General features: G+C 63.8%; 13 protein-coding genes and 1 pseudogene. 4 read left to right on the plus strand and 10 right to left on the minus strand.

Annotation, left to right across the window (positions count from 1 at the left end):
• Positions 1-52: 52 nt before the first annotated feature.
• Genes glgX through glgA form a run of 6 tightly spaced genes read right to left on the minus strand, consistent with a single transcriptional unit; the run spans position 53 to position 10,647 of the window.
• A complete protein-coding gene (gene glgX / locus D6Z43_RS06090) occupies positions 53-2,212 on the minus strand; it encodes a glycogen debranching protein GlgX (RefSeq protein ID WP_120651094.1) in 2,160 nt (719 codons plus the stop codon).
• A gap of 19 nt (positions 2,213-2,231) precedes the next feature.
• Positions 2,232-2,492: a DUF2934 domain-containing protein gene (locus D6Z43_RS28685; protein ID WP_120651095.1), complete on the minus strand. Its 261-nt coding sequence runs from the start codon at positions 2,490-2,492 to the stop codon at positions 2,232-2,234.
• Entirely contained in the window at positions 2,489-5,287 is a 2,799-nt protein-coding gene (locus tag D6Z43_RS06100; protein ID WP_120651096.1) for a malto-oligosyltrehalose synthase, read from the minus strand. Before D6Z43_RS06100 ends, D6Z43_RS28685 begins: the two co-directional genes overlap by 4 nt.
• On the minus strand, positions 5,280-7,352 hold the full coding sequence (gene malQ / locus D6Z43_RS06105; RefSeq protein WP_120651097.1) for a 4-alpha-glucanotransferase: 2,073 nt from the start codon (positions 7,350-7,352) through the stop codon (positions 5,280-5,282). The genes D6Z43_RS06100 and malQ overlap by 8 nt, the downstream gene beginning before the upstream one ends.
• The gene (gene treZ, locus D6Z43_RS06110) at positions 7,352-9,112 is read right to left on the minus strand and encodes a malto-oligosyltrehalose trehalohydrolase (RefSeq protein ID WP_120651098.1); all 1,761 of its coding nucleotides are present in this window, start codon (positions 9,110-9,112) and stop codon (positions 7,352-7,354) included. The genes malQ and treZ overlap by 1 nt, the downstream gene beginning before the upstream one ends.
• Positions 9,106-10,647, minus strand: a complete 1,542-nt coding sequence (gene glgA, locus D6Z43_RS06115; RefSeq protein ID WP_120651099.1) for a glycogen synthase GlgA — start codon at positions 10,645-10,647, stop codon at positions 9,106-9,108. Before glgA ends, treZ begins: the two co-directional genes overlap by 7 nt.
• A gap of 409 nt (positions 10,648-11,056) precedes the next feature.
• Here glgA and D6Z43_RS06120 point away from each other — a divergent pair, with 409 nt between their 5' ends.
• Complete coding sequence (locus D6Z43_RS06120; RefSeq protein ID WP_120651100.1) at positions 11,057-11,389, plus strand: four-helix bundle copper-binding protein; 333 nt, start codon at positions 11,057-11,059, stop codon at positions 11,387-11,389.
• A gap of 176 nt (positions 11,390-11,565) precedes the next feature.
• On the opposite strand, the gene D6Z43_RS28085 is transcribed toward D6Z43_RS06120, so the two are convergent.
• Positions 11,566-11,838: a hypothetical protein gene (locus D6Z43_RS28085; protein ID WP_178083599.1), complete on the minus strand. Its 273-nt coding sequence runs from the start codon at positions 11,836-11,838 to the stop codon at positions 11,566-11,568.
• A gap of 383 nt (positions 11,839-12,221) precedes the next feature.
• Here D6Z43_RS28085 and D6Z43_RS06130 point away from each other — a divergent pair, with 383 nt between their 5' ends.
• The gene (locus D6Z43_RS06130; protein ID WP_120651101.1) at positions 12,222-12,572 is read left to right on the plus strand and encodes a DUF3509 domain-containing protein; all 351 of its coding nucleotides are present in this window, start codon (positions 12,222-12,224) and stop codon (positions 12,570-12,572) included.
• A gap of 64 nt (positions 12,573-12,636) precedes the next feature.
• Here D6Z43_RS06130 and D6Z43_RS06135 read toward each other — a convergent pair whose 3' ends face one another.
• From D6Z43_RS06135 to D6Z43_RS06145, 3 genes are read right to left on the minus strand one after another with little or no spacing between them, the layout of a single operon-like run.
• Positions 12,637-12,816, minus strand: coding sequence for a hypothetical protein (locus D6Z43_RS06135; protein WP_120651102.1), 180 nt, complete (start codon positions 12,814-12,816; stop codon positions 12,637-12,639).
• A gap of 18 nt (positions 12,817-12,834) precedes the next feature.
• On the minus strand, positions 12,835-13,191 hold the full coding sequence (locus D6Z43_RS06140; protein WP_120651103.1) for a four-helix bundle copper-binding protein: 357 nt from the start codon (positions 13,189-13,191) through the stop codon (positions 12,835-12,837).
• Between the two features lie 43 nt (positions 13,192-13,234).
• Positions 13,235-13,750 (minus strand): DUF4142 domain-containing protein, encoded by a 516-nt coding sequence (locus tag D6Z43_RS06145; protein WP_120651104.1) that lies wholly within the window; start codon positions 13,748-13,750, stop codon positions 13,235-13,237.
• A gap of 318 nt (positions 13,751-14,068) precedes the next feature.
• Here D6Z43_RS06145 and D6Z43_RS06150 point away from each other — a divergent pair.
• Together D6Z43_RS06150 and D6Z43_RS06155 are read left to right on the plus strand one after the other, a co-directional pair.
• Positions 14,069-14,179, plus strand: a pseudogene (locus D6Z43_RS06150) (NAD(P)-dependent oxidoreductase); the annotation flags it as partial.
• Between the two features lie 353 nt (positions 14,180-14,532).
• Positions 14,533-14,712, plus strand: a complete 180-nt coding sequence (locus D6Z43_RS06155; RefSeq protein WP_120651105.1) for a general stress protein — start codon at positions 14,533-14,535, stop codon at positions 14,710-14,712.
• Positions 14,713-14,878 lie beyond the last annotated feature (166 nt).

Genomic DNA, 14,878 nt, shown 5'->3' on the forward strand with positions numbered 1-14,878 from the left:
TTCCGACTTGGCCTCACCCCGAGGGTTCAGGCTATTTATGGCGAGGTGCCGGTCAGCCCTGAGGAGTCAGCGGGACCAGCTCGAACAGCGCAAGCGAGCGCCCGGTGACCTCGAATGGCTCATCGAACGGGAGTTCGCCCTGGCTTCGCAGGGCGGGACTGTCGGTGTCCACAAGGCAGTGCCAGCCCGAACCACCGGTTACTTCGGGAAGCTTGAAGCTCACCGATTCGTGATGGGCGTTGACCACCAGCAGCACCGTGGCGTCAGCGCCGCTGCGACGTATGCCGGTCGGCTGGGCCCGACCATCCAGGAGCATGCCCATGCAACGGGTGTTCTCGTCGTGCCAGTGCTCTTCGGCCATTTCTCCACCATCGGGAGCCAACCAGGTGACGTCCTTCACACCTAGCGCCTCGTTGTAATGACCGACCAGGAAACGCCAGCGACGCATGATCGGATAGGCTCGCCGGAGGCTCGCCAGGCGGCGGGTGAACTCCAGCAGGTCGCGGCCTTCCTCATCCAGCGTCCAGTCGACCCAGCCAATCTCGTTGTCCTGGCAGTAGGCATTGTTGTTGCCGTGCTGCGTGCGGCTGAACTCGTCACCGGCGAGCAGCATGGGCGTGCCTTGGGAGAACATCAGGGTGGCGAGCAGGTTGCGCATCTGTCGCGTTCGCAGGGCGCGGATTTGCGGGTCATGGGTCGGGCCTTCGCAGCCGTGGTTCCAGGACAGATTGTGGTCGCTGCCATCCTGGTTGTCTTCGCCGTTGGCCTCGTTGTGCTTGTGGTCGTAGGACACCAGGTCGCGCAGGGTGAAGCCGTCATGGGCGGTGATGAAGTTCACCGAGGCGAAGGGGCGCCGACCACGCTGGTTGAACAGATCGCCGGAGGCCGTGAGACGCTTGGCCAGGGTGGCGGCCTCTCCGCCGTCGCCGCGCCAGAAAGCACGCACCGTGTCGCGGAATCGGTCGTTCCATTCGGCCCAACCGGGTGGGAAGCCGCCGACCTGGTATCCACCGGGGCCGCAATCCCATGGCTCGGCGATGAGTTTCAGGCGGCTCAGCACAGGGTCCTGGCGGCAAGCGACGAGAAAGCCGTGACGCTCCTCATAGCCATGGGAATGGCGGGCGAGGATGGTGGCGAGGTCGAATCGGAAGCCGTCGACGTGCATCTCGGTCGCCCAGTAGCGCAGTGAGTCGGTGACCATCTGCAGTACGCAGGGATGACTGAGGTCGAGGGTGTTCCCGGTTCCGGAATCATTGATGTAGTGACGCCGATCACCGGGCATCAGCCGATAGTAAGTGGCGTTGTCGATGCCGCGCATGGAAAGGGTCGGACCCAGCTCGTTGCCTTCGGCGGTGTGGTTGTAGACGACGTCGAGGATCAACTCCAGGCCGGCATCGTGGAGATGGGCCACCATCTCCTTGAACTCGTTGATCTTGCCGCTGGCGAGGTAGCCGGGATGGGGAGCGAAGAAGCCGATGCTGTTGTAGCCCCAGTAATTGCTCATGCCTTTTTCCAGCAGGTGCTTGTCGTCGAAGAAGGCATGCACCGGGAGGAGCTCCACGGCGGAAACGCCCAGGGAACGGATGTGCTGGATCAGCTCGGCATTCATCAATCCGGCAAAGCTGCCGCGAAGGTGATCGGGTACTGCCGGGTGGCGCATGCTGATTCCCCGCAGGTGCGTTTCGTAGATCAGCGTGCTGTCCCAGGGAATGCGCCGGTGCTGCTGATCGCCCCAGGTGAACGCGCGGTCAATGACTTTGCACTTCGGCACGAAGGCGGCACTGTCGCGGGTGTCGAAGCTGAGATCGGCGTCGGGCGAGCCGATCACATAACCGAACAGCGCCTCGGACCAGCACAGTCGTCCGACCAGCTGTTTGGCATAGGGATCGATCAGCAGTTTGTTCGGGTTGAACCTGTGCCCGACGTCCGGTTCGTAGGGACCGTGCACGCGAAAGCCATAGATCTGGCCGGGATGGGCGTCGGGCAAGTAGCCATGCCAGATTTCGTCCGTGTACTCGGGCAACTCGATGCGTTCCAGCTCGGTTTCGCCCTTGGCATCGAACAGGCAGAGCTCGACTCGCGTTGCGTGGGCCGAGAAAATCGAGAAATTGACGCCCAGTCCGTCCCAGTTCGCGCCCAATGGAAACGGGTGGCCTTCGCTGATACGCGAGCGCTGTTGGACTTCTGGGGCGCGTTGGCGCTGCCGGGTCATGTTGCCTACCTGGACGCTCTCAAGCGTTCGGCTCCGACGGTGTGCTCACTGGACTTGCCTTGGAAACCCTGGCTTTGCCCGGATGGGTCTCATCCAGTGGGACCGGACAGGGCCTGGTAATCCGTCGTGGGCCGGCGGTGGGTGCGGCGGAATGCGCTGCCACCGTTTCGGCCAGGATGCAGGCCAACTCCCAGTGACGCGTCGCCTGGCCTTGAGGGCAACCTTCGGACTCCCAGATCTGGTACGCAAGTTCACGGATACGTGCTTCATTTCTGCTCATGGCTCGGGCTCCCGATTCGATGGCGTGATCAGCAGGAGGTTGACGGGGAAGTCCGCCAACAGCTCGGCAACTTCCAGGCAGCCCTGCCGGGGAACGAGGTCACGGCTGGAGAAAGCGCCGCTCAGCCGCCCGGCACGAAGCACACGGGGCAACCTGACGCGGGTGTCTCCCCAGCGCGGTGGCGGCACCTGTGGCAAGGGACCATCCAGAAGAGGCGCTGCCAGGCGCGGCACCACGACCACCAACCCGTACAGGTCATGCCAGCGCGCAAAGGCCAGAACCCGTGCGGCCTGGGGGCCTTCGACCTGCAATGGCTCGTAGCTGCCCTGGCTGAACAGGCGCGGTTGTTTATGTCGCAGGTTAAGGACGGTCGCTACCAACCGCTGCTTGATGTGGCCGTCCTCCCAGCCGTGCAGCAGCTCTTGCGGAGCCTCCCGGCTGGCGAGAGCAGCCACGCGCGCAGCGAAGTCCACGTCCTGACGGTTGTCCGGGTCCACCAGGCTGAAGTCCCAGAATTCGGTGCCCTGATAGAGATCCGGCACCCCGGGAGTAGTCATCCGCAGCAGGCATTGAACCAGGCTGTTGAGTGCGCCGGCGGGCGCAAGCTCGGCAACCGCGGCGGCCAGTTCTTCGCGCAGTGGCTTTGCTTCGGGACTTTCCAGCACCCGGGCGAGAAAGATACGACAGGCCGCTTCGTAGGCTTGGTTCGGAGCGCTCCAGTTACTGCGCAGCCGGGCCTCGCGCAGGGATTTTTCCTGCCAGCGCTGCAAGCGCTCGAGGTACCTGCCGATACCGCCGACATCGTCCAGGGACAGGTCGGGAGGCCAACTGCCGAGCAGGCACTGATACAGCACCAGTTCGTCGGCCGGCGCGATGGTCTCGTCTAGGTCGGCGATCAGGCGCAGTGGATCGGCCAGACGCCGCCAGCGCTGTATCCCCTCGAGAAACCAGCTGGAACGTTCGCTCAGCACAGCCAAGCGAGCGCGGCAGTCCTCGCCGCGTTTGTGGTCATGGGTGGCGGTGGCCAGCAGGCTGGCAGGAAACAGGGCGGCGCGTTCCAGGCAATCGTCGTGGAACTCTGTCATGGGCGCGCTGAAGCGCTCGGAGTCGAACCCCACATCGTTGCGCGAGAGCAATACCGCGGAGCGGTAGCCGGCGGTGTCTTCCACGGCCTTGGCTGCGGTCGGCGAGGTCAATTGCTGGAAACGCTGCAACACCTGGCGCCGCAAACGACGTGCGGGGCCAGGTGGGAGATCGCGCAGGGGCTCGGCGCCGAGCCAGCGGTCGAGGGAATCGAGCAATGGCCATTCGGCCGCGGCCAGGTTCGCCCGGGCACCTTCCAGGGCTTGCTGGAATAGGGCCTGGTCCTGCTCCGAGCGCCCACAGGGACCGGCGTAGGTGCGGTAGACCGGAAAATGCACTAACAGCTCCAGCAGCGCACGACGAATGGCTCCCAGCGTCAGGTCACGGCTCACCAGGTTGCCTCGCGCTATCTGCACGAGTCCCTGAGCGACCGTCTCCACGTCGCCCGCCAGGGAGCTCGTGAGCAGAAGGCGCCGTGCCTCCTGCGCTTCCGCGAGGAAGTTTCCGCTGCGACCGCTGAGGGAGCTCCAGAGTGCTCCCAGGCGCGCTTCGCCGAGCGGGTCGTGCTGCAGTAGGGAAACCTGGTTCATGAAGTCGTAGCCGGTGGTCCCGTCCACGGCCCAGTCGCGGGGCAGGCGCTCGCCGTGGCCGAGGATCTTCTCCACGTAGATGGGGAACGGGGCGGTTCGGGGGCGGGCATCCAGCAGGCGGTTCACCCGTCGGCGCAGGCGTCGGCAATAGCCACGGGGATTGGCCAGGCCATCCACGTGGTCGATGCGCAGTCCGTCCACCAGTCCGCGTTCGATCAGCTCGAAGAGCTTGGCGTGGGTGGCTTCGAACACCTCGGCACGTTCCACCCGCAGGCCGCCAAGTTCATTGATGTCGAAGAAGCGCCGCCAGTTGATATCGTCGGCTGCGGTTCGCCAGCTTGCCAGTCGATAGGGCTGTCGTTCCAGCAACGCGTGTAGGCGCTGCATGGCGGCATCGTTGTCGCTGCTGTACCCAGTCATCCCGCGGGTCAGTGCTTCCTTGCGGGCAGGCTCGGCGAGCAGCCGCGCGAGTCCTTCTTTCAAAGCCAACGCAGGGGCGCGAGGGGAGGGAAGGTCGGCCAGGCGGTCGAACTCCTGCGCCAGGGCGGAAAGATCAGGGTCCCCGCTGCTGCGCAGCAGCTCGCCCCAGGTGGGCGGCGACAGGGGAAAGCGATGTTCGAAATGCCGGACCGTAAAACCGCCAAGGCTGCTGTCGTAGCCCAGGTGCAACTCGCCAGCGGCCAGCACCTCGCCGTAGTCGTTGGCCAGGAAGGGCGCGAGTAGCTGGCCATCCAGCAGCGGGTCCGTTGAATGCCAGTGGATATCGAAGAAGTTCGCATAGGGGCTCTCCTGACCCCACTCCAGAACATCCAGCCACCAGGGATTGCTGTCGCCGCCCACCGCCATGTGGTTCGGTACGAGATCGAGGATCAGTCCCATGCGTCGATGGCGCAGGGCATCCACCAGCCGCTCCAGGGCGACCTCGCCACCGAGTTCGGGGTTGATGGTCGTCGGGTCCACCACGTCGTAGCCATGACTGGACCCGGAACGGGCCGTGAACAGCGGTGAGCAATACAGATGACTGATGCCCAGTTCGGCAAAGTAGGGCACCAGGGGAACGGCGGCGTCGAGGGTGAAGCCGCGATGGAATTGCAAGCGCAGGGTGGCGCGCAGTTCATTCATCTGGCACCTCCCGCCGCATGTCGCGGCCTTCCGTGAGACAAGCCAGATGGCGGCGCGACGTCGGTAGCTCGATCAGTTCGGCCGCCGTCGTCGGCCAGCGGCGACGCCAGTTCGGATGCGCATCACCCGGTCCCGGCAGGTTGGCCTGTTCGGACTCTCCCAGCAGGTCCTCCAGCGGCAACAGGACTAGCGGCGCGGGCGTTTCGGCGACATAGCCGATGCAACCCTGCACGCAGCGCTCACGGCTGTCTTCATGAGGAGAGAGATGCCCCTCCAGTCGCAACGCCGCCGTCAGCGCCCGGCATTCTCGCTCGCGAATCTCCCGGCTATGGCGGGCCGTTTCGGCATCGCAATGGCCGGCTTTCAGGCGCCAATCGATGTCCTTGCCCTGGAACCAGCCGTTCAAGGTCGGCAGGTCATGGGTGCTGGTGGTCGCCAGGGCATCTTGCGGCCAGTCGCAGGGCGGAATGAACTCACCGTCACGCTGCTCGAACAACAGCACACGCATACCCAGCACGTTGCGGCGGGCGAGTTCTTCCCGCAGCCCGTCGGGAACGGTGCCGAGGTCTTCACCTATCACCAGGCCCTGGCTACGCCAGGCCTCCAGGCTGATGAGGCGCAGGAGGTCATGGAAGGGAAAGCGCAGGTAGGCCCCTTGCTCTGGGCGGGCGCCTTCGGGAATCACCCAGAGACGCTGCAGGCCCATGACATGGTCGATGCGGACACCACCGGAGCAGCCGAGGCTGGCACGGAGCATCTGGATGAACGCCTGGTAACCGTTTTCTTTCAGCCCCAGCGGTGAAAACGCCCAGACTCCCCAGTTCTGGCCGGAACGATTGAGGATGTCCGGCGGTGCGCCCACCCGGATGGTAGCCAGCAGTTGGTCCTGGCAGGCCCAGGCCTGGCTACCCGAGCAATCCGCGCCCACAGCGAGATCGGCGATCAACCCGATGCCCATGCCGGCGCCGACAGCGGCCATCTGTGCTCGTTCAAGACCGCGTACTACCAGCCATTGGGCGAAGGCGTGAAACTCCACTTCGCGGGCATGCTCGAGGGCGAAGCGCTGGACGGCGGCGTGGGCAGGATTGCGCAAATGCTCGGGCCAGCAGCGCCAGTCGCCGGGAGCGCCATTGGCGAGCATGTGTCCGTGCAGTGCTTCGAACCGGCAGTGCAGGAGCAAGGCGTCCCCACTCGTTTCACAGAAGCGCTCGAAGTCCTGGCGCAACACCCCCTGTTCTTCATCGAACTGCCGGTAGAGCTGGCGCAGGACTGCCATCCGTGCGGTGGAAAGCGCAGGCCAGTCAAGCAGGGGCAAGGCTTCCAGGCGGGCGTACTCGGCGCCAAGGCGGGTGGCCGCCAGCGCACGCTGCAGTTCGGCATCGCCAAGTACGTGGGCCGGGGCAGCATGCAACACATTGAAGTGCAGGCGACTAGAGGGAGAGTACGGGCTGTACTGGGCACCGTTCGCGCTGAACATCGCGTGCACGGGGCTGATGGCCAGCGCGTCGGCGCCATGGCGGGCAGCGCTGCGGGCCAGGTCCTCCACAGCGCTGGTATCGCCGAGGCCGCCGTCACCGGGCCGGCGCAGTGCATAAAATTGTGCGGCCAAGCCCCAGGCCTGCGCATGGCCCAGCAGCTCGCGGACGCTTGGGCAAGCTGGTGGAGCGACTGCGAGACAGAGCTCGCTGTCGCCGACGCGCAACTGGTGATATCCGCAGGCATCGGGAGCCAGCAGGCGGCAGTCCGCATCGAGACGTCCCTCGTACAGCCGTCCATCGTCCAGATGCAACTGGTAGGCATGGCCAGGGCGATGAGATCCGGCCAGGGACAGCAGATCGCCCTGGTCCAGCACGATCAGTGGGCCGAGGCGGGTGGCCTGCTCGTGTTCGCGTGCTTCGACCAGGCCGCCGGCGATCTGCTGGGGAGACTGAGCCGCATAACCCATGGCTTCCAGGAGCGCCCGCTGGACCTCAGGGCTGACTCGCTGAGGCTGGCCGTCAGCGTCCATCCAGTCGAGCTGCAAACCTACAGCGCTGGCCAGTGCCGCCAGTTGCACGTCGCTCATCACGCTGGTTCCAGCAACGCCAAGGCGCTGCGCGGCGGCATCCGGCACTCGGCCAGGTCCGCGCCTTCAATACGATGGGCAAAGAGAATCTCCGCGTTGCTGCCGGCAGGCTCCATGGGCGCGGGAGATTCCCCGAGGTTGATCAGGATATCCAGGCGAGCGCCGTCACCCATGCGCCATGCCGCGCTTACCGCGTGCGAGCCCAGGACGCCGGACTCCAGCGCATGGCTGCCAGGCAGGCGCGGAATGATGCGGGCATGTCGCAGGCTGATCAGGCTGCGGTATAACGCCAGGCATTCCCGGTGCCGCAGTTGGTTGACCAGATCGAGGTCCGGCAGGCAGCGGTTGAAGGTCCGTGCGGCATTGGGGTCGGGGATGTTCTCCCGCAATACCGCGTCGCTGAAGTGCGGGAACGTCGCGAACTCGTTGCGCCGGCCCTCGCGCACCGCCGCCCCCAGCGCTGGCGGATGGTCGGTGAAGTAGAGGAATGGTTGCGTCGAACCCCATTCCTCGCCCATGAACAGCAGCGGAATCATCGGTGAAAGCAGCAACAGCACAGTGGCCGCCTTCAGGGCATCCAGGTCTGCCAGCGCGGGCAAACGTTCGCCATAGGCGCGATTACCCACCTGGTCGTGGTTCTGCAGGAACAACACGAAGGCGCCGGGGCGTAGATGGACGCTGGGTTCGCCGCGGGGGAAACCATGGCGGTCTGACTGCCCCTGGTAGGCGAAGCCTTCCGCCAGACAGGTGGCCAACTTGAGGGCAGGGGCTTCGGCGAAGTCCTCGTAGTAGCCGTGATGTTCACCGGTGAGCAGGACGTGCAGCGCGTTGTGGGCATCGTCGTTCCACTGGGCGTCGTAGCCCCGTTCCAGCAGACTGGCCTCATTGGCTTCGTTCTCCAGCACGAGATGCAGGTGACGTTTTCTCGATGCGCTGGCGCGCACACGGTCAGCCAGTTCCAACATGAACGCGATGTCGCGGATGGCATGTACCGCATCGATGCGCAATCCATCCATGCGATAGTCCTGGAGCCACATCAACGCGTTCTCGATGAAGAATTCGCGAACCTCGCGCTTACGGAAGTCAATGGCGTCGCCCCAGGGCGTCTGACGGTCGCGGCGGAAAAAGTCCGCAGCGTAGTGCCCCAGGTAATTACCTTCCGGGCCGAAGTGGTTGTAGACCACGTCCACCAGCACCATCAGTCCCAGCTCGTGCGCCCGGTCCACCAAGCTGCGCAGCTCGTCCGGCGTTCCGTAGGAAGAGTCGGGGGCAAAAGGCAGTACGCCGTCGTAGCCCCAGTTGCGCTTTCCCGGAAATTCCCCCAGGGGCATTAGCTCCACCGCCGTGACGCCCAGCGCCAGCAGAGTCGGCAGGTAGGCTTCCACTTCGGCGAAGCCTCCCAGCAGCCCGACATGCAGCTCATAGATCACTGCTTCGTGCCAGGGGCGTCCGGGCCAATCTTTCACGCGCCACGAATAAGTCGCGGGATCAACCACCATGCTGAATCCGTGGACATCCCCGGCCTGGCGACGCGAAGCCGGGTCCGGCACACGGCGTTCACCGTCCACGATGTAGCGGTAGCTGGTTCCCGCAGAACACTCCACTTCGCCACCAAACCAGCCGCCTGGCTCTTCCGCCAGCGGGTGCAGGGCCCCGTCCATCAATTCCACGGCAACGCTGCGGCAATCCGGCGCCCAGAGCGAGAAGCGCGTGGTATGTGGGCCGATCAGCCTGGCGCCATGCAAAGGGGCTGTCAGCACTCTGCTTTCCCCGCGACGGCAGGGCCGTCGACCAGCCGCTGGTATAGCTCGTCATAGGCCCAGATCGTGCGTTCCCAGTAGAGGGGTGAATCCATGGCGTGGGTACGCATGGCATCCAGCAATTCGGGACGTTCGTATACCGCCAGGGCCCGGTCGATGGCATCCAGGTAGCTGTCCACCGAAGCGTCGTCGAAGTGGAACCCAGTGACACCGTCCTCGATGGTGTCCGCCAGCCCACCGGTTCGACGGGCGATGGGCAGGGAACCGAAGCATTGGGCATACATCTGACTCAGGCCGCAGGGCTCGAAGCGCGACGGCATGAGCAGGAAGTCGCTGCCGGCAAACATGCGCCGTGCCACGGTTTCATCGAAGCCGATGCTCACGCCGATGCGGCCGGGATGGCGTTCGCCCAGGTCCACCATCGCCTGTTCCAGCTCCGGTTCGCCCTGGCCGATCACGACAATGCTGCCACCGGCCTCGACTATGTGCCCGGCCACTTCGCGAGTCAGGTCGATGCCTTTCTGCTGCACCAGGCGGGAAATCACGGCGAACAGCGGCCCCTCGTGGATGTCCAAGTCGAAGCGTTCCCGGACATGGCGGGCATTGGCCTCCTTTCCTTGCCAGCGACCGGCGCTGAAGCCCTGTACGAGGTGCGGGTCACTGCGCGGCTCCCAGCTTTCATCGATGCCGTTGAGGATTCCGCTCAATCGGCCGTCATTGACCTTGGCCTGCAGCATGCCCTCCAGTCCGCAGCCGAATAGGGGTGTGGTGATTTCCTGGGCGTAGGTTTCGCTGACGGTGGTCACATGGCTCGAGTAGGCGATGCCGGCCTTGAGGAAGGACAGCTTGCCGTAGAACTCGAGAGCCTCGGAGGTGAGCGCCGCGGCCGGGATACCAAGCTCTGCGCTGCTGTGGAGGCCGCAAAGGCCCTGGTAGGCGAGGTTGTGGATGGTGAATACGCAGGGCGTACGCAAGCCGCGCCAGACCATGTAGGCGGGCGCAAGTGCGCCCGGCCAGTCATTGGCATGGACAAGTTCCGGACACCAGTTGATGCCGGCCGTCCCGGCGGCGATCTCTGCTGCCGCGAGGCCTAGGCGGGCGAAGCGGATGTGGTTGTCCGGCCAGTCGTTGCCGTGGCCATCGCCGTACGGCGTGCCCTCTCGCTCGTAGAGTTCGGGACAGATCAGCACATAGACGATGAGCCCGTCGGGCAGGTCCATCCGCCCAATGCCACATGGCGGCAGGGCGGCCAGCCCGTTCACTTGGCCGACGACGCGAATGGGATGGCCGCTTTCCAGCACCTGTCGATATCCCGGCAGCAGCACGCGGATGTCGTGATGGACCGAAAGTGCTTTCGGCAGCGCTGACGAGACATCTCCCAGACCGCCGACTTTTACCAGGTCGGCCAGTTCCGGCGTAACGAACAGGATGCGTTTCTTGGACGCTTTCAGACTTCCCAGGTGCAGCTCGGCCTTGGGCCTCGGTTCGATGGTAGTGGCTTCACCAACGTGGGCCGTGGCAACGGCAGTTCCCATAATGTGCTCCGAATCGTCATGGTCCATGGTTGGCGATCCCCTGGTTCGACAACCCTTCTGCCGAACCCGGTGGACGCGCACGTCTGCTTCCCTGTGCCCGGGCTTGAACCGTCTGTGGTTCGCGGTGGCCCCGTACTCGGGCCCCACACTTTTTCCTGACTGGCGGGATTCCCTTTAGGTTCGACTTATTTCTCAGCCGGGCTCCGTTCAGGGGAAAACCTGAACTTTGCCTGCCGGGGGTCTTCCATGGGTCATGGGTAAGCCTTTCAGAGGGAGGACGAAACCATGCGTGCGATTGGCGCGATGCTGCGCTTCGACGGCCAACCCCGCGACGTTCGCGATGCCGCCGTCCGAGAGACGTTGCTCAACCTGCCGTACTACTACGAACGGCTGCGCCGGAGCTGATGCCATGGACTCCCGTCGCGAAGCATGCAGCCGTTGCATCGTCGCCTGTTCCCTGTGCATTACCCGTTTCCTGCTCGTGGAGGACGGGGCCGGACGCGGGGCCATCCGGCGTTGCCGCGAGCTGTGCGGCGAATGCATGGAGACTTGTCGGCAGATGCTCGTGCTGATGGAACAGGAGAGCCGTTACGTGGCCAGTTACGGCACCTTCTGCGCCGCAATGTGCCGGCTCTGCGCGGGGGAGTGCGCGCGTCACGAAATGGCCGAATGCCAGGAATGTCGGAAAGCCTGTGAGGCTTTGGCGCGGATGGTCGACCGGCAATCGGTGGACGTGCATTGATCTCGGAACTCGCCAAGACGCATCCGCTGAGAGCTTTCCTTGAACCAGCAAGTTAAGTGGCAGTCAGCATTCCTGATCCCCCAACCAGGTACGGAGCTGACGTCCATGATCAAGATTCGCCGACGCATCCTCTGCCTTTTCCCGCCGGACATCCGGCGGGTAGAGGAGGGTACGCATCACTTCGGTCGTGGCGCTTGTAACCCGCGCCGTGGACAGGCGAGATTGCCCGCCCTGGCCTCGGCCGCGGTCCGCATGACTGCCTGGGCGACAATGCGTACTTCTTGTTGCAGGGCCAGATCGTTGTCCAGCTCTTCGTGGCTGGTCGCATAGGGTTTGAAGTAGCCAATGTAGGGCTCGAGCCGAGCGTGGATTCCCGCATCCACGAAGCCCATCCAGTCGAGCCAGTCGGAGAGTGCTCGACGCGCCTCCCTGGTAGCTCTCCCGGGCAATGGCTTCGATCCGTTGCAATGCGTCCCGTTCGGCAAAATACGCCAGTCGGCGAAGGATTCCTGGAAGCGCTGGCGGAAGATTTCTCGTGAAGCATTTCCCGTTGCCTGGCCCTTGCGTGGTTGAGTGCCCCGATCACCTCGTGGAATCCGGAGTGGCTCCTACTCCGAATCCCATCCGCAGCCCGGGGTTCAACCTTGCAAATGGCGAGACAGACGGCTCATGCAGGATGCAAGGAACTGTGGCGGCGATCATGCAAATCGCAATTGGCGAGAGGTCATCGGTGAGGGCGGGACTGCCGTTCCAGCGCGAATGTTTCCATTTGTGGGCCAGGCACGACTAATGCTGGATGAAGGAACCGCGCCACCAGACAGGGAGCTCCCAAATGAATTTTTTGAATCTATTCACCGAAGCCTTTTCACAGTTCCAGGTGGACCTCAAGTCCCGACCCGACGGAACGCTGCTGCTCGTGCTGACAGACGAAACCGGGCATCCCTTGCGCAAGGCCATCAGCGGCCGCGCGCTGCATGACGAGGACTGCGCGCGCGGGATAATTCGGGAGCTACAACGCGAGATGAAGCTTGCCAGCGGCGAGGCTATCTGGCACGCGCGCGGCATCGATTGGGTGTCTCGGGAACTGCCGACCTATTACGGCGGTGGGCTACACATGACCGCAGCGAAAACCCTGGTGGCCCGCCGCAAGCTGGAACACTCGCGGCATATCGCTACGAACTGATCACACTGATCCGCCCGTCTTGCTGCACGGCCAGCCGATCAACCCCACTCCGAATCCGCTGTGCTCAGCCGTGTGCGCGACGCTCCTTGTCGCTGTCCGGGATGCGCGGGTCGGGATCTTCGCGTGGGGGACTATCGGGTATCACCCCTGGAGGTTCTTCCCGCTCGATCTGGGAGCCGGGGTCTTCGTTTCCCGGATCGTCGATAAGGGGCTGTTCGGGAATCGGCCGTTCTTCGGTACCCATGGCGTTTCTCCTCGGGTGTCAGGGAAGCGGTGCGGCGCCGTGCCAGTCTGCCATGAGTTCGCATTCCTCGGCGCAGAGCTGGCAGGCCCTGGCGCACTCCTGGCAATGGTTGTTGCCATGAACCGCGCACTCCTCGCCGCAGTCGATGCAGACGACCAGGCACACGTGGCACATGGCCGATGCGTATTCGCTCTCGCGAATCATCAGTGAGGCACAGGAGTGACAGATATCGGCGCAATCACGGCACAGCTGAATACAGCGGGTGAGGGTGGCCGCACGTTCTTCGCTGAGACAGGCCGCCATGCAGCTTTCACATGCGGTGGCGCAGCTGCTGCAGGCGGCGATGCAACTCTGGAAGCGGTGCTCCTCGTTCATGGCTGGGCCTCCAATGGAAGCGTACTCGGACAAAGCGTCCGACCTACTCACGGGCACCCACGTCGACGGCGAGGCTCTGCACCATCTTCAGGTGCTCTTCCAGCTTGGGCAGCATCCTGGAGGCAAAGTCGCGGATGGTTTCGTCTTCGGAATTGGCTGCAGTGTGGAAGAGTTCAACGGCGGCCTTGTGCGCTTCGATCTGGTTGTTGGCATAGGCCTTGTCGAAGGATGCGTCACCGCGCATTTGCAGAATTTTCGCCTTGGCCTGTTCAGTCAGGCTGGGAGCTTCGGATATCTTCAGGTCCTGCTTGCTCGCCAGGGCCTGGAGTTGTTCGTTGGCTGCCGAGTGGTCGTCGACCATCATCCGCGCGAATGTCTTGACCTCCTCACTAGTGCCTTTTTGCAGCGCCAGCTTGCCGGACTCGACTTCGGCGAGGCTGGCGGCTGATGCCTGACCAACGAAGTCTTGTGGGCTGATCTCATCCTTGGCCTGCACCGAAGGAGCAAGCGCCAGCACTGCGCACAACACGACTATCAGGTGTTTGAGCGAATGAGTCATGGTGAGATCCTCAATTCGTGAAGGTCACGCTCGGTAGAAGAGGAGGGCACGAGGGAAGTTCAAGAAAGTTTGCGGGCCCTGCGCGCGAAGGCAGTTCGAACCTAAGCGCGCTGCCGTCCTCACAACCCCAGGCCCCCCCGGTGGCCGAGCCCTCCTGGGCGGTAAGCCGGTCCCGCCGAGGGCTCGCCAACCCGCGCTCTACCGGAGGTAACCTACCTGGCCTTAAAAAACCTTCCGCCGCAGCACCAGGACCGCCAACCGGGACTGGAGTCCGACATGCAGCCAGCCCCGCAGTACTTGTCGGCAGCCTATTGCGCCGGGCAGCCTTCCGCAGTAGCACCGGCCTATGTCTACCTGGCCAGCAGCGACTCCTCTTGCAAGAACGGACAGGTGCTGCGCGTGAATGGCGGCACGGTAGTCAATGGTTGAACAGGTAGAGGTCGCCCCCGCGCTCAGACCGTTTTCGCATGGCACAGGGATTCCTTTCATTAGCTCCCGCCATATGCTGGCCAATTGGTCAGAAATAGAAACGACCGTTTTGATTCTCCGGACGCCCTTGCGATGTCAAGGACTTGCGCGGGCTTCGGCACGAGCAAGGAAAGGAAAGCGAACATTCAACCCCGGCATTCTGATGGCGAACTGATGCTGGAATGCCCGGCGGGTCTGCAATGTCCTGCAGGGCCAGGAGCGAAATGAAACTGAACGTTTGAGCGACGGGTCGGTTCGGACTAGGGGAATGCCACGCGCATTCTCTTCACCCCAACCATCCGGAGATAACGACCATGAACGAACAAAAAGGCGGTAAAGGCAGCTTCACCGAGGATCGTGACCGCGCATCCGAAGCAGGAAGAAAAGGCGGCCAGCAAGATGGCGGCAACATCAAGAAAGAGCCGGAACGTACCCCTGCTGATACCGGTCGCAAAGGCGGCCAGCAAGGCGGTGGCGGCGGACGCAACAACTGATCACCGTCGCTTTGATCGAAGCGGCGGCCAATGCTGCCGCTTCAATGTTCCACCCTCGCGTCAATGCTCGTCCGGGATCAATCGTCAGCTCATTCCAAGGCACCCGCCTCAGCACCGCCTTTCGCCCATTAACTCGAACTCCCCGTCGGGGCACCGGTCAGCAACA

It is taken from the genome of Pseudomonas sp. DY-1 (assembly GCF_003626975.1).
In the GTDB taxonomy this organism is placed as follows: Bacteria; Pseudomonadota; Gammaproteobacteria; order Pseudomonadales; family Pseudomonadaceae; genus Metapseudomonas.

Bases quoted from the DNA above. Each gene is read 5' to 3' on its own strand.
- D6Z43_RS06130 (WP_120651101.1), top strand. From the start codon at position 12,222: ATGAATTTTTTGAATCTATTCACCGAAGCCTTTTCACAGTTCCAGGTG.
- D6Z43_RS06120 (WP_120651100.1), top strand. From the start codon at position 11,057: ATGGACTCCCGTCGCGAAGCATGCAGCCGTTGCATCGTCGCCTGTTCC.
- glgX (WP_120651094.1), bottom strand. From the start codon at position 2,212: ATGACCCGGCAGCGCCAACGCGCCCCAGAAGTCCAACAGCGCTCGCGT.
- D6Z43_RS06155 (WP_120651105.1), top strand. From the start codon at position 14,533: ATGAACGAACAAAAAGGCGGTAAAGGCAGCTTCACCGAGGATCGTGAC.
- malQ (WP_120651097.1), bottom strand. From the start codon at position 7,352: ATGAGCGACGTGCAACTGGCGGCACTGGCCAGCGCTGTAGGTTTGCAG.
- D6Z43_RS28685 (WP_120651095.1), bottom strand. From the start codon at position 2,492: ATGAGCAGAAATGAAGCACGTATCCGTGAACTTGCGTACCAGATCTGG.
- D6Z43_RS06100 (WP_120651096.1), bottom strand. From the start codon at position 5,287: ATGAATGAACTGCGCGCCACCCTGCGCTTGCAATTCCATCGCGGCTTC.
- glgA (WP_120651099.1), bottom strand. From the start codon at position 10,647: ATGGGAACTGCCGTTGCCACGGCCCACGTTGGTGAAGCCACTACCATC.
- D6Z43_RS06140 (WP_120651103.1), bottom strand. From the start codon at position 13,191: ATGAACGAGGAGCACCGCTTCCAGAGTTGCATCGCCGCCTGCAGCAGC.
- D6Z43_RS06135 (WP_120651102.1), bottom strand. From the start codon at position 12,816: ATGGGTACCGAAGAACGGCCGATTCCCGAACAGCCCCTTATCGACGAT.
- D6Z43_RS06145 (WP_120651104.1), bottom strand. From the start codon at position 13,750: ATGACTCATTCGCTCAAACACCTGATAGTCGTGTTGTGCGCAGTGCTG.